At 66.1% G+C, this 23,911-nt stretch carries 22 protein-coding genes; 18 read left to right on the forward strand and 4 right to left on the reverse strand.

Going from position 1 to position 23,911, the window contains the following annotated elements; genetic code table 11:
* Window positions 1-249 precede the first annotated feature (249 nt).
* Entirely contained in the window at window positions 250-2,010 is a 1,761-nt protein-coding gene (locus QZZ29_RS02575; protein WP_291381141.1) for an EAL domain-containing protein, read from the reverse strand.
* A gap of 133 nt (window positions 2,011-2,143) precedes the next feature.
* On the opposite strand from QZZ29_RS02575, the gene lepA reads away from it, so the two are divergent.
* From lepA to QZZ29_RS02590, 3 genes are all read left to right on the forward strand, one after another.
* Window positions 2,144-3,994 carry a translation elongation factor 4 gene (gene lepA, locus QZZ29_RS02580; RefSeq protein ID WP_291381142.1) on the forward strand — a complete coding sequence of 617 codons (1,851 nt, stop codon included), beginning with the start codon at window positions 2,144-2,146 and terminating at the stop codon, window positions 3,992-3,994.
* Between the two features lie 44 nt (window positions 3,995-4,038).
* Window positions 4,039-5,205, forward strand: coding sequence for a radical SAM family heme chaperone HemW (gene hemW / locus QZZ29_RS02585; protein WP_291381211.1), 1,167 nt, complete (start codon window positions 4,039-4,041; stop codon window positions 5,203-5,205).
* 195 nt (window positions 5,206-5,400) lie between these two features.
* On the forward strand, window positions 5,401-6,456 hold the full coding sequence (locus QZZ29_RS02590; RefSeq protein ID WP_291381143.1) for a zinc-dependent alcohol dehydrogenase family protein: 1,056 nt from the start codon (window positions 5,401-5,403) through the stop codon (window positions 6,454-6,456).
* A 265-nt stretch (window positions 6,457-6,721) separates the two neighbouring features.
* On the opposite strand, the gene QZZ29_RS02595 is transcribed toward QZZ29_RS02590, so the two are convergent.
* The 3 genes from QZZ29_RS02595 to QZZ29_RS02605 form a co-directional block, all read right to left on the reverse strand.
* Window positions 6,722-7,165, reverse strand: a complete 444-nt coding sequence (locus tag QZZ29_RS02595) for a DUF4870 domain-containing protein (RefSeq protein ID WP_291381144.1) — start codon at window positions 7,163-7,165, stop codon at window positions 6,722-6,724.
* A 90-nt stretch (window positions 7,166-7,255) separates the two neighbouring features.
* Complete coding sequence (locus tag QZZ29_RS02600) at window positions 7,256-7,624, reverse strand: DUF4870 domain-containing protein (protein WP_291381145.1); 369 nt, start codon at window positions 7,622-7,624, stop codon at window positions 7,256-7,258.
* On the reverse strand, window positions 7,617-7,973 hold the full coding sequence (locus tag QZZ29_RS02605) for a DUF4870 domain-containing protein (protein ID WP_291381147.1): 357 nt from the start codon (window positions 7,971-7,973) through the stop codon (window positions 7,617-7,619). The genes QZZ29_RS02600 and QZZ29_RS02605 overlap by 8 nt, the downstream gene beginning before the upstream one ends.
* Window positions 7,974-8,083: 110 nt before the next feature.
* On the opposite strand from QZZ29_RS02605, the gene hrcA reads away from it, so the two are divergent.
* From hrcA to phnD, 15 genes are all read left to right on the forward strand, one after another.
* Window positions 8,084-9,091: a heat-inducible transcriptional repressor HrcA gene (hrcA, locus tag QZZ29_RS02610; protein WP_291381148.1), complete on the forward strand. Its 1,008-nt coding sequence runs from the start codon at window positions 8,084-8,086 to the stop codon at window positions 9,089-9,091.
* Window positions 9,088-10,218: a molecular chaperone DnaJ gene (gene dnaJ / locus QZZ29_RS02615; protein ID WP_291381149.1), complete on the forward strand. Its 1,131-nt coding sequence runs from the start codon at window positions 9,088-9,090 to the stop codon at window positions 10,216-10,218. The genes hrcA and dnaJ overlap by 4 nt, the downstream gene beginning before the upstream one ends.
* A gap of 110 nt (window positions 10,219-10,328) precedes the next feature.
* On the forward strand, window positions 10,329-10,667 hold the full coding sequence (locus tag QZZ29_RS02620) for an HIT domain-containing protein (RefSeq protein ID WP_291381150.1): 339 nt from the start codon (window positions 10,329-10,331) through the stop codon (window positions 10,665-10,667).
* The gene (locus tag QZZ29_RS02625) at window positions 10,652-11,752 is read left to right on the forward strand and encodes a PhoH family protein (RefSeq protein WP_291381151.1); all 1,101 of its coding nucleotides are present in this window, start codon (window positions 10,652-10,654) and stop codon (window positions 11,750-11,752) included. Before QZZ29_RS02620 ends, QZZ29_RS02625 begins: the two co-directional genes overlap by 16 nt.
* Window positions 11,749-12,201: an rRNA maturation RNase YbeY gene (gene ybeY, locus QZZ29_RS02630; protein WP_291381152.1), complete on the forward strand. Its 453-nt coding sequence runs from the start codon at window positions 11,749-11,751 to the stop codon at window positions 12,199-12,201. The genes QZZ29_RS02625 and ybeY overlap by 4 nt, the downstream gene beginning before the upstream one ends.
* Window positions 12,202-13,539 carry a hemolysin family protein gene (locus QZZ29_RS02635; protein WP_291381153.1) on the forward strand — a complete coding sequence of 446 codons (1,338 nt, stop codon included), beginning with the start codon at window positions 12,202-12,204 and terminating at the stop codon, window positions 13,537-13,539.
* Window positions 13,532-14,437 carry a GTPase Era gene (gene era, locus QZZ29_RS02640; RefSeq protein ID WP_291381154.1) on the forward strand — a complete coding sequence of 302 codons (906 nt, stop codon included), beginning with the start codon at window positions 13,532-13,534 and terminating at the stop codon, window positions 14,435-14,437. Before QZZ29_RS02635 ends, era begins: the two co-directional genes overlap by 8 nt.
* A gap of 102 nt (window positions 14,438-14,539) precedes the next feature.
* A complete protein-coding gene (locus tag QZZ29_RS02645; protein WP_291381156.1) occupies window positions 14,540-15,082 on the forward strand; it encodes a universal stress protein in 543 nt (180 codons plus the stop codon).
* Window positions 15,079-15,537, forward strand: a complete 459-nt coding sequence (locus QZZ29_RS02650; RefSeq protein WP_291381157.1) for a CrcB family protein — start codon at window positions 15,079-15,081, stop codon at window positions 15,535-15,537. The genes QZZ29_RS02645 and QZZ29_RS02650 overlap by 4 nt, the downstream gene beginning before the upstream one ends.
* Window positions 15,534-15,902: a CrcB family protein gene (locus QZZ29_RS02655; protein ID WP_291381158.1), complete on the forward strand. Its 369-nt coding sequence runs from the start codon at window positions 15,534-15,536 to the stop codon at window positions 15,900-15,902. The genes QZZ29_RS02650 and QZZ29_RS02655 overlap by 4 nt, the downstream gene beginning before the upstream one ends.
* A 514-nt stretch (window positions 15,903-16,416) precedes the next feature.
* Window positions 16,417-19,431 (forward strand): hypothetical protein, encoded by a 3,015-nt coding sequence (locus QZZ29_RS02660; protein WP_291381160.1) that lies wholly within the window; start codon window positions 16,417-16,419, stop codon window positions 19,429-19,431.
* Window positions 19,432-19,456: 25 nt separating this feature from the next.
* The gene (leuA, locus tag QZZ29_RS02665; RefSeq protein WP_291381161.1) at window positions 19,457-21,205 is read left to right on the forward strand and encodes a 2-isopropylmalate synthase; all 1,749 of its coding nucleotides are present in this window, start codon (window positions 19,457-19,459) and stop codon (window positions 21,203-21,205) included.
* Between the two features lie 107 nt (window positions 21,206-21,312).
* Entirely contained in the window at window positions 21,313-22,059 is a 747-nt protein-coding gene (recO, locus tag QZZ29_RS02670; protein WP_291381163.1) for a DNA repair protein RecO, read from the forward strand.
* Window positions 22,060-22,176: 117 nt separating this feature from the next.
* A complete protein-coding gene (locus QZZ29_RS02675) occupies window positions 22,177-22,887 on the forward strand; it encodes an HAD family hydrolase (protein WP_291381165.1) in 711 nt (236 codons plus the stop codon).
* Window position 22,888: 1 nt separating this feature from the next.
* Window positions 22,889-23,911, forward strand: a complete 1,023-nt coding sequence (gene phnD / locus QZZ29_RS02680; protein WP_291381166.1) for a phosphate/phosphite/phosphonate ABC transporter substrate-binding protein — start codon at window positions 22,889-22,891, stop codon at window positions 23,909-23,911.

Consider the following 23,911-nt stretch of genomic DNA (forward strand, 5'->3'; position numbering starts at 1 on the left):
ACGACGGTTCTCGTGCGTCGCTCTTGCGCGCACACGGCGTCCTAGCATACCAGCAAGGCTGGTTCAGAGCGAGCCACGGACCCTGTCAAAGGTCTTCCGGTCTAGGACGGCACCCTCCCGGCGTGCATCGTCCGGATGGATCCTGACAATCCTATCGAGTCTGACCTCGCTCGGACGCCGCTGACGGTCCTATAGCCCCGCGCCGATGTCCATCCAGCGTGGTCCCCGCTGCGGCGCATGCCTTTCAGGCTAGCGTTGGCCAACCTCTTCGAGCCAGGTCGGCATCGGCAGCGTCCCCTCCGTGAACGGCACGGTGACGGCGTCATCCTGATCCGTCGGTGCGCCGTGAGCGACCGGCAGCCCAAGCGTGATCTCGGAGGCAGGGACGGCGTGTCCAAAGAGGAAGCCCTGGCCCAATTGCCACCCGTGACGGCGCGCGATGGCGAACTGGGCCTCGGTCTCGATGCCCTCGATCACGCCGTACATGTTGAGCGAACGTGTCAGACCGGCGACGGCCATCGAGATACGATCGCCTGTTCCTCGATCCCCCAGTCGCAGCGTGAATTCGCGCGCGAGTTTCAGGCCGGACACCGGGTTCTGCAACACGGACGACAGCGCGGAGTAGCCGGTGCCGAAGTCGTCGAGGATGAGGTCGACGCCAAGATCGGTGAGCGCCTTGAGGTCCGCACGCGCCGACGCCGTCGCAAGCAGCATTCCCGATTCGGTGATCTCCAGACCCAGCTGGTGCGGGGAGGCGCCGGTCGCCTCGAGTGCGCTGCGCACCACCTCGGCCAGGCCGGCCGCGCCGATCTGGCGGGTCGACACGTTGACGAACACCCGTCCGGTGAACAGGGGGCGGGCGGCAAGAAACTCGCACGCCTCGTGAAGCACCACCGAACCCAGGGGGATCACCAGGTTGGCGTCTTCCGAGATCGGGATGAATTCGTCGGGAAGGAGGAGCCCGCGGACGGGGTGCTGCCATCGCACCAGCGCCTCGAAGGCGACGGTCTCGTGAGTTTCGAGGTCGACGACCGGCTGGTAGTGAACCACCAGTTCGCCCTCGCGGATCGCGGTTCTGAGTTCCGACTCGATTGATAGCTTGGTGACGGCCGTCGCGCGCATCGACTCGTCGAACACCTCCACGCGTGCCCTGCCGCCGTGTTTCGCCACGCACATGGCAATGTCCGCATTGCGCACGAGCGACTCGGCGCTCAGGCCCGGCGCGACCATTGCCAGGCCGCCGGACACGGAGGGCACGAGTTCGTGGCCGTCCATGTGGAACGGTTGGCTCACGGCCGCCGCGATGCCGTTCAACACTGCGGTCGCGGCGTCGACCCCCATGATGTCCTCGACGATCACCACAAACTCGTCGCCTCCGAGGCGCGCCACCGTGTCTCCGGCGCGGACCGCGCCCTGAATTCGCTTGGCAATTTCCTCGAGCAGCGTGTCGCCGGCGTCATGACCGAGCGAGTCGTTCACCAGCTTGAAGTGGTCGACGTCAAGGAAGATGCAGGCCACGGTCGCCGCTCGTGGCTCGTGGCTCTCGATCGCCTGCTCGAGGCGTTCGATGAGCAGCGTGCGATTCGCCAGCCCGGTGAGGTGGTCGTACAGCGCACGGCGTTCAAGCAGGTCCCTCGCGCGGCGGATCTCAGTGATGTCCTCGACCTGGGCCACGTAGTGGTGGAGCGTGCCGTCGTTGTCCGCGATGGCGTCCGACACCGTGACCCGCGCCCAGATGGTGTCGCCGTCGCAGTGGACGAGCCGTTTGTGGACTTGATAGAAGGGGACCTCGCCGGAGGCAAGGCGGTTCATCAGTTCGACGTCGCGCGGAAGGTCATCCGGGTGAGTGTGTTCGGCGAAGTGGCGGCCGTCGAGCGCCTCGACGCTGCGCCCGAGGATGCGTGCGAAGGCCTCGTTGACGGCGACGTAGCGCCCGCCCTGGTCCAAGATCACCATGCCGATCGGGGAGTCGCGAAAGGTGAGGCCAAAGAGATCGTGCTGCGCGGTCAAGGGCTACTCCCTTCGTGTCGAGGTGGCCGCCAGAGATGGCGCCGTTCTCAATATCGGCATCCTGTGAGATCACTGAAGCCCTGTCGTGGGACGATAGGAGTCCGCTACGTCGTCGAAGGAAGTCCCGCTACCCGTGACCGAATCCTCCATTGAGCCATCCGCCACCGCTCCGGAGCTCATTCGCAACTTCTGCATCATCGCTCACATCGACCACGGAAAGTCGACGCTGGCCGACAGGATGCTTGGCATTACAGGGGTGGTTTCCGAGCGCGCTGCGAGAGCCCAGTACCTCGACCGCATGGATATCGAGCGTGAACGCGGCATCACCATCAAGTCGCAAGCGGTGCGCATGCCGTGGAGTGTCGACGGCAAAGCGCACGCGCTCAACATGATTGACACGCCCGGCCACGTCGACTTCTCCTACGAGGTGTCTCGCTCGCTGGCCGCCTGTGAGGGAGCGGTGCTGTTGGTCGATGCGGCGCAAGGCATTGAGGCGCAGACTCTGGCCAACCTGTACCTGGCGATGGAGAACGACCTGACGATCATCCCGGTGCTGAACAAGATCGACCTGCCGTCGGCCGACCCCGACCGCTACGCCGCGGAACTTGCCCAGCTCATCGGCTGCGACGAGGACGACGTGCTGCGTGTGAGCGGCAAGACGGGCCAGGGCGTGGGGGCGTTGCTGGACCGTGTGGTGCGTGACATACCGCCGCCCGTGGGCGACGCGGACGCGCCCACCCGCGCCATGATCTTCGACTCCGTGTACGACACCTATCGAGGCGTCATCACCTACGTCCGGGTGATCGACGGCGCTCTCAAGGCGCGCGAGAAGATCGCCATGATGTCCACCCTCGCCACTCACGACCTGCTTGAAATTGGCGTCATCAGTCCCGAGCCGACCCCCACCAAGGGCCTGCGTGTGGGCGAGGTGGGTTACCTGATCACCGGCGTCAAGGATGTCAGGCTGTCCAAGGTCGGCGACACGGTCACGCTCGCAAACAACCGTGCCAAGCAGTCGCTACCCGGGTATCGCGACCCGCGGCCGATGGTCTACTCGGGCCTGTTCCCGCTCGACGGCTCCGACTTCCCGATCCTGCGCGACGCTCTCGACAAGTTGCAGCTCAACGACGCCTCGCTGGTCTTCGAGCCCGAGAATTCGGTGGCGCTCGGCTTCGGTTTCCGGTGCGGCTACCTCGGCCTGCTGCACCTCGAGATTGTGCGCGACCGACTGGAGCGCGAATTCGACATCGACCTCATCTCGACGGCGCCGAACGTGGTGTACGAGGTCGAGATGGAGGACGGCAAGGTGCACACCGTCACCAACCCGTCGGAATTTCCGGGCGGCAAGATCCATGAGGTGCGCGAACCGATGGTGAAGGCATCGATTCTGGTGCCGAGCGAGTTCATCGGCACGGTCATGGAACTGTGCCAGGAACGCCGTGGCGTGATGGGCACCATGAACTACCTGAGTGAGTTGCGGGTGGAGTTGCACTACACCCTGCCGCTCGCCGAGGTGGTGTTCGACTTCTTCGACCAACTCAAGTCGCGCACTCGCGGCTATGGGTCCTTGGACTATGAACCTGCCGGAGAACAGGCTTCCGACCTCGTCAAGGTGGACATCCTGTTGCAGGGCGAGCCGGTGGACGCCTTCAGCGCCGTCGTCCACAGGGACGCCGCATACAAGTACGGGCTGTCGATGGTGGGCAAGCTGAAGGACCTGATCGAGCGCCAGCAGTTCGAGGTGCCCATTCAGGCGGCCATCGGGTCACGCATCATCGCTCGTGAGACCATCCGAGCGATGCGCAAAGACGTGCTCGCCAAGTGCTACGGCGGCGACATCTCCCGCAAGCGCAAGCTGCTGGAGAAGCAGAAGGCGGGAAAGAAGCGGATGAAGAACATCGGCTCCGTCGAGGTGCCGCCGGAGGCCTTCATCGCCGCACTGAGCACGTCTGACGACGGCTCGGACAGCGGCAAGAAGAAGTAGTGGCGGGCGCGGTGGCTGCCACCGCACCGGCAGGCTGCGAGCCGATGCGTGACTTCGGCGTCTACATCCACGTCCCCTTCTGCGCGGTGCGGTGCGGCTATTGCGACTTCAACACCTACGCGCCCGGCGAGGTCGAGGGGGCCACTCGCGCGGGGTACGTGGAGGCTGCGCTGTCGGAGATGGCCATGGCCACCCGGGTCATGGCGGGGGACGTGCGCCCGGCCTCGACCGTGTTCTTCGGCGGGGGTACGCCGACGATGCTCGACGCTTCCGCGCTGGCCCGACTCCTGGACGGGGTGCGCGAGGCGTGGGGAGTCGCCGACGATGCCGAGGTGACGACGGAAGCCAACCCCGATTCGGTGACCCGTCAGTCCCTTGCCGCGCTCGCCGATGCGGGCTTCACGCGCGTGAGTTTCGGCATGCAGTCCGCGGTGCCGCACGTGCTCGCGACGCTTGAGCGCACCCACGATCCGGCAAACGTGGAACGCGCCGTGGCGTGGGCTAGGGAGGCGGGGCTTGCCGTCAGTCTCGACCTGATCTACGGCACGCCCGGCGAGTCGCTGGATGACTGGAAGGCGAGTCTCGCTGAGGCGATCCGGCTGCGCCCGGATCACGTGAGCGCGTACGCGCTGGTGATCGAGCCCGGAACCAAGATGGGTGCACAGTTGCGGCGCGGGCAGATTTCGGCGACGGATCCGGACGCCCAGGCCGACATGTACGAGGTTGCGGACGAGGCACTCGCGGCGGCCGGCTACGGCTGGTACGAGGTGTCCAACTGGGCGGCGGTGCCGGGGCAGCGGTGCCGACACAACCTGGCGTACTGGCGCAGCCACGACTGGTGGGGGATTGGGCCGGGAGCGCACTCCTACTTGGGTCCGCGCGTCGGCGCCGACGGCGTCACCGCGCCCGCCACTCGCTGGTGGAACGTCAAACACCCGCTCGCGTACGCGAACCGCATTGCCGTGGGTGAAGATCCGGCCAACGGCCGTGAGGACCTGAGCGATGCCGACCTCGCCCTGGAGCGGGTGATGCTCGGACTCCGGCTCGCGGACGGCCTGTCCACCGCCGCCGTGGGACGCGACAAGGCCGACGCCATCGCCAGGCTCATCGCGGACGATGTGTTGGACGGGGCGTCGGCCCTGCGCGGACTGCTGGTCCTCACGCGCCGCGGCAGGCTTGTGGCCGATGCCGCGGTGCGCGTTCTCAGCTGAGAGCGACGTGGCCGCTTCGGGGGCCTGGTTATCCGGCTCTTTGCGATGGAGGGCTGTGTTGTCGGGTGGCCGCTGCGGTGTCTGGGTGGGGCGAGGTCTTCCGGTCGGCCCAAGTCGTGGACCGGCCCAGGTAGGTGTACGGTGAAAATTCAGTGGGCGATGTCGCTCATTCCTGACGCGAATCCGGGAGGACTCATGAAGGCACTCGTTTATCACGGTCCAGGGGACAAGAGTTGGGATGAGGTGCCCGACCCCGTCCTGATCGCTCCGACGGACGCGATCGTCCAGGTCGACACCACCACGATCTGTGGGACCGATCTTCACATCCTCAAGGGTGACGTGCCCGCGGTCACTCCCGGCAGGATCCTCGGCCACGAGGCCGTCGGCACCGTGCTTGAGGTCGGCGAGTCGGTCACCAACGTGGCCGTGGGCGACCGGGTCATCGTGTCGTGCGTTAGTTCGTGCGGCACATGCACGTACTGCCGTAGCGGCAACCCGTCGCACTGCCTCGCCGACGAGGGAGCATCCGGCATTGGTTGGATCCTTGGGCACCTCATCGACGGCACACAGGCCGAGAAAGTCCGCATCCCGTTCGCGGACACGTCGCTGTACGCGCTTCCAGACGGAGTCTCCGACTCTGCGGCTATCCTGCTGTCGGACATCCTCCCGACGGGCTTCGAGATCGGTGTCCGGTACGGGCGCGTCAAGCCCGGCGACACGGTGGCCGTCGTCGGCGCCGGACCTGTTGGGCTCGCGGTGATTGCCACCGCCGGACTGTATGGAGCCGCGCAGATCATCTCGATCGACCTGGACCCGAGCCGCCTCGCGCTCGCGCAGGAGGTGGGCGCCACTGCCGGGATCAACTCCGGCGACGACGACTGGAAGGAACAGGTGCTCGCGCTGACGGACGGGTATGGGGTGGACGTTGCGGTTGAGGCCGTCGGCATTCCCGCGACGTTCGACATGTGCACCCGCCTGGTGCGGCCCGGTGGCTCCGTTGCGAACGTCGGGGTGCACGGCAAGTCGGTCGAACTCGAGTTGGACCGGCTGTGGATCCAGAACATCGCGATCAGCATGGGCCTGGTGAACACAACCTCGCTGGGAATGCTTCTGAAGCTCGTGGCGCAGGGGAAACTACCGGTCGATAAGTTCATCACGCACCGCTTTGCGCTCAACGAGCTCATGTCCGCGTACGACACCTTCGGGAACGCGGCGGAGACCAAGGCGTTGAAGGTCCTCATCAGCCGCTGAGGTCGGTGACGCGGTGGTCACCCGACGAGCCTCCCGGGTCAGGGAGCGTCGCGCCACCCGGCCTCCCGCCCGCTACGCACGATCCCTGAACTGATGCCCAACGCACCGCGACAGGTGCCATCGGGTTACGCCGACGTCGGCGTAACCCGATGGACATCACGAAGTTGGCTGGACCGGGGTGTCGTTGCACCCCAGGGTCCTTTCGCCGTACGCGAGCCACACCCGCCTGGTGCACGACACGGCTCGGCGTTGAAGGGCGTGTGTGTCACTTGATGAACTGAATCGCCAGCGGGATGCGGTAGTACTCGCCGTTGTAGGCCTTGACGCCCGCGACGATCGAGATGATGAGCGCGTAGAGCACATAGAGGCCCCACAGCGGCAACGTGACGAAGAGTCCGACGCCGAGCGTCACGACGCCAATCAGGACGGCGCCCACACCCAGGACCACGCTCGTGATCTGCAGGTTGAGGTTCTGCTTGCCGTGGTGTGCGACCAGCGCGGAGCGATCCTTGTAGAGCAGCCAGATGATGAGCGGTGCCACAAACGCGATGGTGCCTGCGCTCATGACGGAGGCGGCGGCGGCGATGATGTGGGCCAGCATGGCCCAGGTCCGGGCCTCGGACTCGAGCATCGGCGCCGGCGCGACGGGGATGTAGGGGACGCCGGATTGCGGGGCGCCCGCGGGACGAGGGGCGGTGTTTTCTGTCATGGCTCCACTGTCCCAGAACGACTCAGGGCCCCGCATCGGCCATATGACCGATCCGAGGCCCTGAGGGCGATCAGGGATGAACCCTGATGACTACTTGACGAGGCGCAGGCTGAACGGGTAGCGGTAGTTCTCGCCCTTGTTCGCCTTCATGGCGCCCTGGATCCCAAAGATGATGGCCACGATTGCCATGGCGGCCCACGTGAGGAAGCCAATCAGGACGAACATCAGTATTGAGCTGACAATGTAGACGGCGACAGCGAGGATGCCGAAGTTGAGGGCCTCTTTCGCTTCCTTGTCCACAAACGGGCTCTTGTCCTTGCCAATCAGCCACATGATCAGCGGGGCAACTGCCGGGAAAATGATGTTTCCGGCGTGCGCAATGGTTGCGTATGTCCTCGCGTCGCTGTCCGACAGCGGAGCTGCGGGTTGCATTGGAGGGGGAGGGGGCGTTTCAGTCATGTGTTTTCACCACTTTGAGTTGGTACGGATAGTGTGCGGGTTTGCCCTGCTTCGCGACCCAAAATCCTGCCAGACTGAAGTAGATCGCAACGACGGGAACCACCCACTGCCCCAATGTACCGAGAAAGCCGATCAAAGGCACCAACTCTCTGACTAGGGTGGCCAGAATGAAGACGGCAACCACCGCAGCCGAGAAGTTTGCGGCCTTTGCAGCCTCGGACGAGACGAACACATCGGTGCGTCGCCGGGTGGCGTAGATCACGAGGGGGACGACGGGGCCGGTCAGCGCCGACAGATGCGCGATGCCTGCCGTAGCCGCGCTCATGACGGTCGGGGCCGTGTAGGTCATGTCGCCTCCAGGGCCCACGCTAGCGCGCGGAACGCGAAAGATCGGAGTGGGTGATCCAACTCCTGCGTAGAATTGGCACTCGTGACAATCGAGTGCCAGCGGGAGGTGGAATGAGCGACGACAGACGTGAGGCGATCCTGCGAGCGATTGTCGAGGGTTATGTGTCCACCAGCGAGCCCGTGGGTTCGAAGGCGCTTGCGCAACACCACGATCTTGGAGTGTCGCCCGCGACCATCCGCAATGACATGGCGGCTCTCGAGGAAGAGGGGCTGATCGCGCAGCCGCACACCTCCGCTGGGCGCATCCCGACCGACAAGGGCTACCGGTATTTCGTTGACATGCTCGCCACGGCGTCCTTGCAGGACAGCCACAAGCGGGCAATCTCTACCTTCCTTTCCGACGCGGTCGACCTCAACGACGTTGTCGAGCGCTCGGTCCGGTTGCTGAGCCAACTCACGCGCCAAGTGGCGGTGGTGCAGTACCCGTCGTTGCGCGAGAGCCCCGTGAGGCGCGTGGAGTTGGTGCGGATCACGAGCGATCGAGCGCTCGCGGTGGTCGTGAGCGCCGATGCTCGCGTGGAACAGGCCGCGATTGACGTACCGGAAACGGTGACGGAGGAGGAATTTGAGCGACTCGCTCGCGAACTCAACGAGATCGCGTCGGGCCTTTCTCCACAGCCGCTTGAATCCGCGCTCGACGCCTGGGCGGAGCGTCACGCGACGCACCCATGGCTGCGTGACGTGGCATCGTCCGTGGTGGGAGCCGCGCGCGGCGGAACGATCGAGCGCGTCGTCTTTGCTGGCACCGGGAACCTCACGAGGGCCGGTTCGGGCCTCAAGGCCGACGCGGTGACATCGATTTTGGATGCCCTTGAGGAACAGGTTGTCCTCTTGCGGTTGTTGCACGAAATGGCATCAGAGGGAGGCGTGTCGGTGCGTATTGGCCGGGAGACCGGCCAGGACGCACTCGCTGGCACGTCGATTGTGGCTGCCGGATACGGCAACCTCACCTCGCCCGCATTGTTAGGAGCGCTCGGACCGATGCGCATGGACTATCCGGGAACGATGGCCGCGGTGAGGGCCGTGGCGCGTTACCTGTCGAAAGTGGTGGAGACGTGAAGGACTATTACGCCGTACTTGGTGTTCCGAGAACTGCGACGGAGGCCGAGATCAAGAAGGCCTATCGCAAGATGGCGCGGGAATTGCACCCGGACGTGGCTGGCCCTGAGGTGGGCGACCGCTTCAAGGATGTCGCCGCCGCGTACGAGGTGCTCGGCAACGCGGACAAGCGCGCCCAATATGACCGTGGCGTGGACCCTCGCGGGGGCAACTCGTCCGCCGGGGCGGGGGCCGGGTTCGGCTTCGAGGACATCTTTGAGACGTTCTTCGGCTCTGCGATGGGGGGCCAAGGACGGCGCGGACCCGCGTCTCGCACACAGCGTGGCGGCGACTCGCTCGTCGAGGTCGACGTGACGCTGGAGGAGGCCGTGTTCGGAGCCCACCGTGAAGTCATGGTGGATCTCGCTGAGGTCTGCACCTCGTGTGGCGGTTCGTGTTGTGCGCCGGGCACGCAGCCGGCCACCTGCCCGCAGTGCAACGGCGCGGGAGTGGTCCAGCGTGTCGCTCGCTCCCTGCTGGGCCAGGTGATGACGACGGCGCCATGCCCGCGGTGCGGCGGCTACGGGTCGATCATCGAGAACCCGTGCACCGCATGTTCCGGCCAGGGACGCACGCGAGAGCGCCGGTCGGTCGACGTCGACATTCCTGCGGGCGTCGAAACGGGGACGCGCATCCGCATGTCGGGTGCCGGTGACGCTGGCCCGGGCGGTGGACCGCGCGGCGACCTGTACATCGAGATTCGCGAACGCCCGCACGAGTCCTTCGAGCGCCGGGGGAACGACCTCCACTGCACGCTGGAGCTGCCCATGACGGCCGCGGCGCTCGGCACCGTGGCCACCGTGGAATCCCTGGACGGGCCACAGGAAATCGACGTCCGGCCCGGCACCCACGCGGGATCCACCGTCACCCTCAAGGGCTTGGGGGTGGGCCGCCTGCAGCGTGCGGGCCGCGGCAACCTGTACGTCCACCTGGACATTCAGACGCCCACGGATTTGGACGACCAGCAGACGGAGCTGCTGACCCAGCTCGCCAGGCTGCGCGGCGAGGAGTTCCCCGAAGCGCGGCTGGCCCCGTTCGGCGGTGGCGTGTTCTCGCGCCTTCGCGAGGCTTTCACGGGTCGCAGTTAGCAGGTCCACACGTTCTGTGCGGGTCGTGAAGGGGTCCAGCGTGGCGTCGGCTTGCTCGCCGTGGTGCGCGGCACGTGGTCGAGCGCGCCGGCGCGCAATACGCTGGAGCCATGACCGACTGCCTCTTTTGCCGCATCGCGGCTGGTGACATCCCCGCAGACATCGTGGCGCGCACCGACAACGTGATCGCTTTTCGTGACATCGACCCCAAGGCGCCCGTGCACGTGCTGGTGGTGCCCGTGACGCACGTCGCCAACGTCACCGAAGCCGCGGCCCAGATCCCCGACGTGCTCGCCGAGATGATCGCGGTCGCGCAGCAGGTCGCCGATGCCGAGACGGACGGCGAGTTCCGCCTGATCTTCAACTCGGGGCCGACAGCCGGGCAGAGCGTCTTCCACGCGCACGCTCACGTCTTGGGCGGCGCGGAACTGAAATGGGAGAACGCGTGAGCGCATCCCGGGTGGTGATTGTGGACGACGCCGCGTCCATGCCCGCATTGCTCGGCACGGGGGATTCGGTGCTGAAGGAAGTCGAGGGGGCCTTCCCCGCGGTCGACGTCTTGGTGCGCGGCAACCACATCTCGCTCACGGGCGACGACGCCGCGGTGTCCGAGTGCGCCGCGGCGATCGAGGAGCTCCGGTCTCTCCTGGCCGCGGGCGTGCCCCTCACTCCGGACGTGGCCCGTGAGTCGATTCGCATGCTGCAGCGCGCGCGGTCTGCGGTGGCTGCGGCACGCCACGGGGGAGCGGTGAGCGAACCCCCCTCGAGTTCGGTCGCCATCTTGTCGCGATCGATTCTGAGTTCGCGTGGCCGCACGATCCGTCCGAAGACGGAGGGGCAGGCCGCCTACGTTCATCAGATTGAGCAGCACACGGTGACGTTCGGCATCGGCCCCGCAGGCACCGGTAAGACCTACCTTGCGATGGCTCAAGCGGTGGCGGCGCTGCAGGCCAAGCAGGTCTCTCGCATCATCCTCACGCGACCCGCGGTGGAGGCGGGGGAACGGCTCGGGTTCCTGCCGGGCACCCTGTCCGAGAAGATCGACCCCTACTTGCGCCCGCTGTATGACGCGCTGCACGACATGGTCGACCCGGAGTCGATTCCCCGACTGATCGAGGCCGGCACCATCGAGGTGGCGCCGCTGGCGTACATGCGCGGGCGCACCCTCAATGACGCGTTCATCATCTTGGACGAGGCCCAGAACACCACGCGCGAACAGATGAAGATGTTCCTCACGCGGCTCGGTTTCGGCTCCACGATGGTGGTGACGGGCGACATCACGCAGGTGGACCTGCCTGGCGGAACCACGTCCGGGCTGCGCGCCGCGCGCGACATCCTGCGCGGCATCGGCGACATCGGCTTCAGCGAGCTCACCGCCCAAGACGTGGTGCGTCACCGCCTGGTGAGCGACATCATCACCGCCTATGCGAGCGACGAGGCCAAGCGCGAGCGCCAACCCCGTGAAGGACAGCAGCGCCGCTACTCGCGTACTTCAGAGCGTCATGGAGCCCCACACAAGGAGACTGAAGCGTGATCGAGGTCAACAACGAGACCGACGCCAAGATCGACGAGGCGGAATTCGCCGCGTTGGGCAGCTTCGTCTTGGAGCAGATGCACGTCGCGCCCGAGGCGGAATTGGCGATCCTCTTCGTGGATGAGGTCGCGATGACGGACCTTCACGTCAAGTGGATGGACGAGCCAGGTCCGACCGACGTGCTCAGTTTCCCCATGGACGAGCTGCGGCCGGGCACACCTGAGCGCGTGACTCCTGCGGGCTTGTTGGGAGACATCGTCGTGTGCCCCTCAGTTGCTGTCGAGCAGGCCAAGAAGGCGGGGCACTCGTCGGAGGAGGAGATGCTGCTGCTGACGACGCACGGGATTCTTCACTTGCTGGGCTACGATCACGCCGAGCCTGACCAGGAGCGGGAGATGTTCGCCCTCCAGCGCAACCTCCTGCTCACATTCCTCGCGCAGAGGGCCTAGATGAGCCCCAATGCGATCACCCTGCTCGTCTCGTTAGGCCTGGCGAGCATGCTGGGCGCCGCCGTGATGCACGCCATCGTGGCCGCCTTCGAGCAGCTGCCGCATGCGCGGGAGCGTGTGATGGGCGAGGCCAAGCGTGCCGACGGTCGCCCCACGAACGCGGCCAAGCTGTCCCGCGACGCCGATGAGGTGGCCAACGCCGCTTCCGTCGTCTACGCCTCGCTTGAGGCGGTCGCCCTGGTGTCGTGGAGCGTGCTGGCGTGGACCTGGGGCCGCGACCTCGGGTGGCCAGGGTGGGTGGCCGCGCTCGTCACGATGGCGCTCGCAGCGGCCTACTCGCTCTTACTGGTCCGCGCCGCCCCGCGCATGGCGGCGAGGGCTCATCCCGAGACCACCGTGCGCGTTCTTGCGCCGATCGGCGTCGCCTTGATCGCCTTGTCGACGCCGGTGCGCCGCATCATTCCCGCGCTGCGCATGCCCGCCCTGTCGGAGGCCGAGGACCTGGTGGAGCAGGCTCAGGACGCGCTCGAGGATGAGGACGCGGAGCTTCTGCGCGGCGTCGTCAACCTGGGCGACACACTCGCCCGTGAGGTGATGGTGCCGCGCACCGACATGGTGACGATCGCCGCGGGTACGCCGCTGAGGAAGGCGATGCTGCTGTTCATGAGGTCGGGCTTTTCCCGCGTGCCCGTGATTGGCGACGGCACCGACGATGTGCGCGGGCTGCTGTACCTGAAGGACGTGGTGCGCGCGACCTGGGACCACCAGGACGCCTTGGAAACACCCGTGGACGACCTCATGCGGGATCCGGTCTTCCTGCCCGAGTCGGTCCCCGCCGACGACCTGTTGCGGCGCATGCAGGACGAGGTGTTTCACATGGCGATCGTGATCGACGAGTTCGGGGGTGTGGCGGGCCTCGTGACGATCGAGGACGCGCTCGAAGAGATCGTGGGCGAACTGACCGACGAACACGATCGGGTCGAACCCCAGGTGGTGGACCTGGGTGACGGTCGTTTTCGCGTACCGGCGCGACTCGCCATTGACGAATTGGGTGAGCTGTTCGGCATGGAAATCGAGGACGACGACGTCGACACCGCGGCGGGGCTGCTTACCAAGGCTCTCGGCAAGGTGCCGATTCCTGGATCCACCGCTGAGGCGCACGGCCTGAGACTCACGGCCGAGCGCGCTGAGGGCCGCAGGCGTAGGCTCACATGGCTCTTAGTCGAGCGGCTCCCGTTGCCCAGCGCAACCACCGAGGACCGCGGTGCCTCTCCCGAGGGCCGCTATCGTTCGTCGGGCCGTTCCAACGCACGAAGAAGGGCCACGTCAGATGACTGAGTTTCGTTCCGGCTTTGCCGCATTTGTGGGGCGCCCCAACGCGGGCAAGTCGACCCTCATGAATGCGCTGGTGGGGGAGAAGGTCGCCATCATGTCGTCGCGCCCTCAGACCACGCGGCGCGCGATTCGCGGCATCGTCACCAGGGACGACGCTCAATTGGTCCTGGTCGACACGCCTGGTCTGCATCGGCCGCGCACGCTGCTGGGCGAGCGGCTCAACGACGTGGTGCGGGAGGCTTTTGCCGAGGTCGACGTCATCGGCTTCTGTCTGCCTGCCGACGAGAAGATTGGCCCGGGTGACAGGTGGATTGCGCAGGAGTTGAGCCAGGCGAAGGCGCCGGTCGTCGCGGTGGTCACCAAGGTCGACAAGGTGTCACGGGACCGCGTCGCGGCACACCTCATGGAGGTGCAGGAGCTCGGCGACTTCATTGACATCGTCCCGGTGTCGTCGGTCGAAGACATTCAGGTGGACGTGCTGACGGACGTTCTGGTGAGCCACCTTCCGGTGGGCCCGGTGCTGTATCCGGACGGAGCCGTGACGGACGAACCCGAGGAAGTGATGGTCGCCGAACTGATTCGCGAGGCCGCTCTCGAGGGCGTGCACGACGAACTGCCTCACTCCATTGCCGTGATGGTCGAGGAGATGGTGGAGCGCGAACAGGCCGCCGACGACCCTCGCACGCCGGTGCTCATCGTTCGTGCCCAGCTGTACGTCGAGCGCGACAGCCAGAAGGGCATCATCATCGGCAAGGGGGGATCCCGGCTCAAAGAGGTGGGGGCAACCGCGCGGGCCGGCATCGAGCGGCTGTTGGGCAGGCGCGTGTACCTGGATCTCCACGTCAAGATTGCCAAGGAGTGGCAGCGCGACCCCAAACAGTTGGGTCGCATGGGGTTCTAGAGTCGGCTGTTGTGGCCCATTCCACGTCGTGGAGAAGTACTTGCCAGCGCGCACCCGTCGGCTCGTGACGAATATGCTCGACAACACAGAAGGGACTGACCGATGAGCAACCGCGAGGCACCTCAACCGAGTCCGTCGAGGTTGACGCCCTTCAGCACCCACCCGCTTGTGGTGGCGATCGAGCCCAACCAGCCCGAACTGGTGGCGCTCACCGCCGCATCGTGGTCCCAGGCCGCTGGCGGGATCCGGCTCTACTTTGCCTACGTCGATCCCCAGCGGTTCACCGTCGAGGAGTTCCCGGACGGCACCGTCCGCCATGCGGAAGTCGACTCGGACAGTATCGATGACTCGTGGCGGGCCCGGCAGGAGGAGCTTGAGCGGTCGTTGACGGGTCTGCTGGCATCTTCCGGCGTGCCGTGGGAGTTCCGCTACCTGGCCGGTCGCCCCGACCGCGCCCTCACCCACCTGGCACGTGCAGTCGACGCTGCCGGGATCGTTGTCGGCACCCGTGCACCCGGACCGGGAGCACGGTTCCTCGAGGCCGTCGAAGGGTCCGTGGCCATACGCCTGTCCCATCACCAGCACCGGCCCGTCCTGGTCGTCCCGCTCAGCGTCGTCGACTGGGAGACGCCGTTGTGGCGGTGAGCGACCAGGTCACCGGATTCCACCGGGCGCCCTACATGCGACCTCGCATGCTTGCCCTGGTGATGCTCGGCGGGGCAGTTGGCGTCACGGCGCGTTGGCACGTCAGTGAGGCCTTCGCCCCGCAACCGGGACAGTGGCCGTGGGCCACCTTCCTGATCAATGTCGTCGGATCGCTGCTCCTGGGCTTGCTGCTCGAGACGCTGCTGCGCAGCGGCCCCGACGCGGGTTGGCGCCGCGGCATTCGCGTCGGGGTCGGCACCGGGCTGCTCGGCGGATTCACCACCTACAGCACCTTCATCGTGGAGACTGATCGACTCGTCGCGACCGATCACCTGTGGACCGGGGTCGCATACCCGCTAGTCAGCGTGGTGGTGGGCGTCCTGGCGGCCGTGGCCGGGATCGCCGTGGCACGGACGTTCCGACCGCCGAGATCCACCACGGGGGGTGCCCCGTGACGCCGCTGGTGATCGCGCTCGCCGGTGGCCTCGGCGCCGCCGCACGCTTTGTCATCGACGGCGTGGTTGCACGCCGCAATCCCTTTCGTTTCCCTCTGGGCACGCTCGTCGTCAATGTCACGGGCTCGTTGCTGCTTGGCCTGCTGACCGGGGCGGTCATCGCTTACGGCGGCGCTGAAGAACTTCAGTTGATCCTCGGAACGGGGTTCCTCGGCGGGTACACCACCTTCAGCACCGCCAGCGTCGAAGCCGTCCGCCTCGCCGTAGGCGCCCGCGCCCTTGCGCTCTCGTTCGCCCATGCCGCCGGCATGCTTGTGCTCAGCCTCGCCGCCGCGGGTCTGGGCCTGTGGCTGACGACGCCGTGAACCCAGACCGGGTGGAGCGCTGATCGTGACATGCTGGCGAGCCGTGCAGCGCCCGTCGAAATCAAGCGCCGGTCGGTCGACGTGCGTATCGGAAGCAGCGCGTCAGGATCGCCCAGGAGTAGCAGCGGGGGACGCCACTCAGTGGGGGCGGATGGGCCTTTGACAAGAGCCGCCTGAGCGAGTTGCATGAGGACCAATGGTCGCGCTCTCACAAGGTCGCGATTACTGCACTTGCGTGATCAACTGTGCCCGGGGAGGCGTGCAATGACGGACGACCTCGCGACCACACGCGGCGCGGAGGGCGCACGCGAGGGTGAGGTTGACGGTCGCCTCGTGGGCCTTGCGGGCGAGAGGTTCTATCGCATCGGCCGTGACGACCGCATTCACGATGCGTCGGAGACCACGGGTTCGATCAGCCTGGTGCGTGTGACCCGCGACGGCAAGACGACGCTGTGGGAGCCGTTCTCGATGCGCCAAGTAGGCCTGTATCGGATCGAACGCGCTGTACAAGAGCGTGTACGGCAACCGCTTGGTGTTCGAAGAGATCAACCGCGATCTCGGCCTGATGTTCCGCTACTCCTGGTCCAACAGCGATGCCTATGGCTTTGTGCGCCAAGCCGAGATGCGCAATGTCTCCGACGCCGCCGTGTCCATCGAGATCCTCGACGGCATCCGCAACGTGCTGCCGTCGGGAGTCGGCCGGCGATTCCAGCTCGAGTTCAGCACGCTCGTCGACGGCTACAAGCGCACCGAGACGGATATCCGGGGGCGTCGCGGCGCATACCTCGTTTCGGGGTCGCTCGCGCTTGCACAGGGTGAGTCCGCGGACTGGCTCGTGGTGGCCGAGGTGGAGCAGGACGCCTCCCGCGTGCGGGCGCTCATGCGCGACGTGGCCGCGCCAGGTATCAAGGACCGAGTCCTGGCCGATATCGCGAGCGGCACCGCGAGACTGATGCGCATTGTCGGTGAGACGGATGGACTGCAGGCCACGGCAGATGAGCCAAGCGTATGGCGGCACTTCGCCAACACGCTGTTCAACGCGATGCGGGGCGGTATTCCTGATCATGGGTACCTCGTGTCTCGAGATGACCTGGGCGCCTACCTGGGCAAGACCAACTCTGCCGTGCGCGCCCGCCACGCGGCCCTCCTGGACGCACTCCCGGCGTCACTGCGTCGCGAAGACCTCATGAAGTGGGTCCAGGCCGTGGGCGACGTCGACCTGGAGCGTCTTGCGGCGGAATACCTGCCGCTGTCGTTCAGCCGCCGTCACGGCGACCCCAGCTGGCCGTGGAATTCCTTCTCCATTCGTCTCAAGGACGACCAGGGTCAGCCGATGCTGAATTACCGGGGAAATTGGCGAGACATCTTCCAGAACTGGGAGGCGCTGGCGCTGTCGTACCCCGACTTTGTCGAGGCCATGCTCTTCAAGTTCGCCGACTCGTCGACGGTGGACGGCTACAACCCCTACCGCGTGCTGCGCGAGGGCTATGAGTGGGAGCTCTTGGACGTCGAGGACGACTGGGCGAACATCGGCTATGGGGGTGATCACCAGGTGATCTACCTGCTGCGCCTGCTCGAGGTGGCCGACCGTTACCGCCCCGGCAGCCTTGTCCCGTTGCTCACCCGCAAGGTGTTCACGTTCGCCGACGTTCCATACCGGATCCGTCCGTACGAGGACCTGCTGCGCGACCCCCGCGACACGATCGACTTCGACCAGGCGGTCAACGATGCGGCGCTCGAACGTGTGCGACGCATCGGCTCCGACGGTAAGGCCGTGCTGGATGCCGACGGCGCCCTGTTGCGCGCGAACCTGACCGAGAAGTTGCTCATCGTGGCGTTGTCCAAGCTGTCAAACTTCGTTCCCGGAGGCGGCATCTGGATGAACACCCAGCGCCCGGAGTGGAACGACGCCAACAATGCCCTGGTCGGCAACGGGGTGTCGATGGTGACCCTGTACTACGTGCGCAGATACCTGTGGTTCCTCCATGGTCAATTGAAGGCATCCGGAGTCGACGAGGTAGAGGTCTCCGTTCCCGTGGCCGAATTTCTGCGCGCCGTCGCCTCGGCCTTTGAGAGCCATCTGCCGGTGGGCAAGGACGCGGGCGCGGATGGGGAGCGCAAGGCGCTGCTTGACGCCCTGGGCACGGCCGGAGCCCAGTATCGCGCAAGCGTGTACGAGCCGGCTGGCCGCGGGGGCCACACCACGGTGACGACGACGCAGTTGCGTGCCTTCATCTCCGATGTGCTCCGTCACGCCGACCACACGATTGCGGGCAATCGCCGTGAGGACGGCCTGTACCACTCGTACAACATCATGCAGGTGTCGCCTGGCGGGATATCCGTCGAGCATCTCACCGAGATGCTCGAGGGTCAGGTGGCGGTGCTCAGCTGCGGTCTGCTCGGTGCGACCGAGGCGGCCGACCTGCTCGATGCGTTGCGCGCCAGCGCGCTGTACCGTGCCGACCAGAACAGCTACATCCTGTATCCAGATCGTGACCTCCCGCACTTTCTTGACAAGAACATCGTGTCGGAGGAGGACGTAGGGGGTTCCGCGCTCCTCACCGCGATGCTGGAGCGTGGCGACGCGCGCATCGTGTCTAGGGATGTTGACGGAGGTATCCACTTCAACCCGGCGTTCCGCAACGCCAACTACCTGGACGAGGCACTGGCCGCGCTCGACGAGGGCGACGACGGTTCGCTCGCGGCTGAGGACCGTTCCCGCGTGCTCAACATCTACGAGAACGTGTTCGAGCACGCATCCTTCACGGGTCGGTCCGAAACCTTCTACAAGTACGAGGGTCTCGGATCGATCTACTGGCACATGGTGTCCAAACTCCTTCTTGCCGTCGACGAGGCGCGCCTTGGCGCTCTCCAATCGGGGGCGAGTGAGGCCGTCGTGGAGCGGCTGGAGCGGCATTACGCAAAGATCCGCGAGGGCATCGGCGTACATAAGTCGCCCGCGGAGTACGGCGCGGTGCCCACCGACCCGTATTCACACACCCCCAGCTTCGCGGGCGTGCAACAGCCCGGAATGACGGGGCAAGTGAAGCAGGATCTCATCACGCGCGCGAGCGAGATGGGCGTCGTCGTGAAGGGTGGGATCATCCGGTTCGAGCCTCGGATCGTGCGCCAGCAGGAGTTCCTGGAGACACCCGCGTCACTGACGTACGTCGATCTGGATGGAGAAGTCCACACCCTTGCACTCGAGACGGGGGCGATGGGATTCACGCTCTGTCAGGTCCCCGTGGTGCTCCACCGTGGAGGCGCGGCCGGCATCGTGGTGTCTCGGAGGACGTGGAGGATCACGTTCGGGGGCTTGCCCTCGACGGGCCCGACTCGGCGGCAGTCTTCCAGCGCACCGGCCACATTTCTCGCCTCGACGTCCACCTCGGGCTTGCCGACTGACAGCAGGCATCGGCTAGGGTGTGGTCATGCGTGCACGGCGGGTCACCCTGCTCCTTCGTCGCCGCGACGAGGCCTAATCAGCCGGAATCTCGTCGCGGTGGTTGGTGTGCCGGCTAGCAGATAGCCCCCACTACTTCGAAGGATTCACCATGGCGCACGACGATTACTACACCGGCGGCCACCAGGGCCTCTCCCAGATGCCGCTGCACAGGTACCGCCCTTTCCACGAGCAGATCACGGTCAACCTGCCTGACCGCACTTGGCCGACCCACCGCATCGACAGGGCGCCGCGCTGGTGCGCTGTGGACCTGCGCGACGGCAACCAGGCCCTCATCGAGCCGATGAACGCCGAACGCAAGATGCGCATGTTCGACCTGCTCGTGAAGATGGGGTACAAGGAGATCGAGGTCGGCTTTCCGTCGGCAAGCCAGACGGACTTCGACTTTGTGCGCGCACTGGTGGAGCACGACAAGATCCCGGACGATGTCACCATCCAGGTGCTGACGCAGGCGCGCGAACACCTCATCGAACGCACCTACGAGTCTTTGCGCGGGGCCAAGAACGCCATCGTGCACCTGTACAACTCCACGTCGATCCTGCAGCGCGACGTCGTTTTCCGGGCGGACAAGGACGAGATCAGGGACATTGCCACGCGCGGCGCGCTGCTGTGTCAGAAGTTCGAGGAGCTCATCCCGGACACGCAGGTGTTCTACGAGTACAGCCCGGAGTCCTATACGGGCACCGAGCTGGAGTACGCGGTCGAGGTCTGCAACGCCGTGCTGGACGTGTGGAAGCCCACGCCGGACCGCAAGGTCATCATCAACCTGCCCGCCACCGTAGAGATGGCCACACCCAACGTGTACGCCGACTCGATTGAGTGGATGAGCCGCCACCTCGACTATCGGGAGTCGGTGGTGCTCAGCCTGCACCCCCACAACGACCGTGGCACCGCCGTCGCCGCCGCAGAACTGGGGTACATGGCCGGCGCGGACCGCATCGAGGGCTGCCTGTTCGGCAACGGCGAGCGCACCGGCAACGTGGATCTGGTGACGCTCGGCATGAACCTGTTCAGCCAGGGCATTGACCCGCAGATCGACTTCAGCAACATGGATGAGATCCGGCGTACGGTCGAGTACTGCACGCAGTTGGACGTTCACCCGCGCCACCCGTGGGGCGGCGATCTGGTCTTCACCGCGTTCTCCGGCTCGCATCAGGACGCCATCAAGAAGGGCCTGGAGCGCATGGAGCAGGACGCCGCTCGCAAGGGTGTCTCCTTGGACCAGCTCGCATGGGCAGTGCCGTACCTGCCGATCGACCCCAAGGACGTGGGGCGATCCTACGAGGCCGTGATCCGCGTCAACTCTCAGTCCGGCAAGGGGGGTGTCGCGTACCTGCTGAAGTCGGAACGCCACCTCGACTTGCCGCGGCGCCTGCAGATCGAGTTCTCGCGCGTCGTGCAGAGGGCCGCCGACGCCTCAGGCGTCGAGATGTCGGCCGACGACATCTGGCAGATCTTCGAGGACGAGTATCTGCCCGCGCCCGACTCGGACAAGGCGTGGGGGCGCTTCTCGCTTCAGGGCACCCGGACGTCGTCGAGCGACACGGGGCCCGACACCCTTGCGGCCGATGTGGTCGACTCAGGGCAGTTCGTCACGATCGAGGGTTCGGGAAACGGCCCCGTCGACGCCTTCGTGGCGGCGCTCGGCACGCGCGGCGTCAAGGTCGAGGTTCTCGACTATGCCGAGCACGCGCTGACTGCCGGTGGGGACTCCAAAGCGGCCGCGTACGTCGAATGCCAACTTGGGGACGACATCCTGTGGGGCGTCGGCATCGATCCGTCGATCACGACCGCATCCCTCAAGGCGATCATCTCCGCGGTGAACAGGGCCGGACGCTAGTGGTCCGAGCGTGAGCCTTCATACCCTCGGACGGGGATGACGGCGCCGTGGTGCGCGCGTACGGCGCGGGCATGAGTGAATGTGGTCTCGGCGAGAGACAATGAGCCGTGCCCCTGTACCGAGACGACGCCATCGTGCTGCGCACCCACAAGTTGGGTGAGGCGGACCGCATCGTGACGATGCTGACGCGTTCCCACGGCAAGGTGAGGGCGGTCGCCAAGGGAGTGCGGCGGACCACCAGCCGGATCGGGTCGCGCATGGAGCCGTTTATGCTCGCGGACGTTCAACTCTACGAGGGCCGCAACCTGGACATCGTGAGCCAGGTCGAGACCAAGGAGCCCTACGCGCGGCGCATTTGCGAGGACTACCGACTCTTCACGGCCGCGACCGCCATGGTGGAGACGGTCGATGCCTTGGTGGACCAGGAGAAGGAGCCAGCCCTCGACCATTTCAAGCTTCTGCACGGCGGGCTCGGCGCGCTCAGCCGGCGTGAGCACGACGCAGGGCTGGTGCTCGACTCCTTCCTGTTGCGCTCCCTCGCGCTCGCGGGATACGCGCCCAGCTTTGGTGAGTGCGCGACGTGCGGCGCCCCCGGCCCGCATCGTGCGTTTGCGGTCGCTGGGGGAGGGGCGACGTGTGAGTCGTGCCGTCAGCCCGGTTCCGGTGCGCCTGCACCGGAGGTCTTCTCGCTACTGTCCGCCCTGATTGGAGGGCGATGGGGCGAGGCGGATTCCTCGGACGCTCGCCATCGCCGCGAGGCGGCTGGCCTGGTGGCCGCATATGCGCAGTTCCACATGGAGCGGCGCGTGCGCTCACTCGTTCACGTCGATCGCGGCGATGCGGTGGCGCGCTAGGAGCATCGGTGCCGCCCGCGTTCGCAAGAGTTCTCCGGAATTTAACCTGTTCGTGACCGTTTCGTCCATAAAGCCGCCTTAGTCTGGACGCATTGTCCACGACGGGGAGGCAGTCGCATGATCCGCACGGTGATTTTCGACTTTGACGGCACGCTGGCGTTGGGGCGGGGTCCCATCGACGCCTACGTACGCGAAGTCGTCGCCATCGTGGGCGACTCCACGTTGGCGACAGCCGTGGGCCAGAGCCTCGCCGCTTTTGAGGCGGGCCGCTCTGACGCGATCGACGCGTACGACGCCGTGCGTCAGGCGGCGGCGGCACGGGGGATTGCCGCGGAGGTGCTGGAGCGCGGCTACCTGCGCAGCCGGAAGTCGCTCGGCACACCTCGGGCGCTGGTCGAGGCCCCCGACGGTCTTGTGGCTTTGCTTGAGCGGCTGAGCGGTGCTGCGGATCTGGTGCTCGCCACGAACGCCCCGCACACCCGACTCGCCGAGGCACTCGAGTCGCTCGGGGTCGGCATCCATCTCGCCGCGATCCACGCGTCAGTCGGCAAGCCGGACGGGATGAGGGCGCTGGTGGCAGACGCGCTCACACGTGGTCCTGTGCTCAGCGTCGGCGACATCTATGACAACGACCTTGAGCCCGCCGCCGCCCTCGGAGCCGACACCGCTCTCGTGGGACCGGCCTGGATGTCGTTCGCCGCGCACACAACGATGGCGGCCGCGACCCTCCCCGAGCTGTATCCCCTCATCGAAGCGTGGGCGGGCATCACGACGCCCGCTCCTCCTGTGCCGCCCGGCACCGGCTCCACCCACGAAAGGCACCACTAGCATGCGCAAGACTATGATCACCACCGGTGTGGTCGCCGCCGCCCTCCTCACCCTGGCGGGCTGCAGTTCCAACGGCGATGACACGCCCACTACAAGCGCGGACAGCACCGCCGCGTCTGGCTCCGACTGGCCGTCGGAGATCACCCTCGCCCTCATTCCGAACGAACAGGTCAATGACCTGGTCACCTCTGCCGCACCCCTGACTGACTATCTGTCGTCCGAGTTGGGCATGACCGTCAACGGCGTCGTCACCAAGGACTATCAGGCGGCCGTCGAGGCCATTGGTTCCGGCCAAGCCCAGATCGCGATCGCGGACGCGGGCTCCCTGGCCGCCGCCGAGGACCTCTACGGGGCCCACGCGGTGCTCCAGGACGTCCGCTACGGAGCGTCGCAGTACGCTTCGGAGTTCTTCACCAACATCGACAACGCGGACAAGTACTGCGCCGACACTCCCGTCGAGGCAACCTATGCCGCAACCGGACAGACGTTCCTGTACTGCAACAGCGTCGCGGACAGCGCCGCCAACACCGGCGTCGGTCCCGTTGCGGTCGACGCGCTGGCCAACATCGAGTCAGGCACCCGGGTCGCCTTTGGCAACACCACGTCGCCCGCCGGATACCAACTTCCAGTGCTTGCGCTCGAGAAACTGGGCATCAGCATCGATGACCTCGAGCAGGTTCCCGTGACCGGCAACGACAACCTCATCATGGCCGTCTACAACGGTGATGCCGAAGTCGGCTTCGCGTACTGGGACGCCCGTAGCTCGATCGATGAATCCGAGGTTCCGGACCTGGGCCAGAAGGTGGTCGTCTTCGGCCTGTCCGACATGTACCCCAACGGCGGAGTCGTCCTCTCGGACGACTTGCCCGAGGACCTGCGGGTCAAGATCACCGACCTCATGGACAACTTCTCCGATGTCGACCCTGAGACTCTGGAGAATATCTTTAGCCAGACCGACTGGGTGCCAGCCGACCCGGCCGCCATCGACCTGGCACGACAGGTGAACGCTCGCTTCAGCCAGTAG

Source organism: Demequina sp. (assembly GCF_016278765.1).
GTDB lineage: Bacteria > Actinomycetota > Actinomycetes > Actinomycetales > Demequinaceae > Demequina.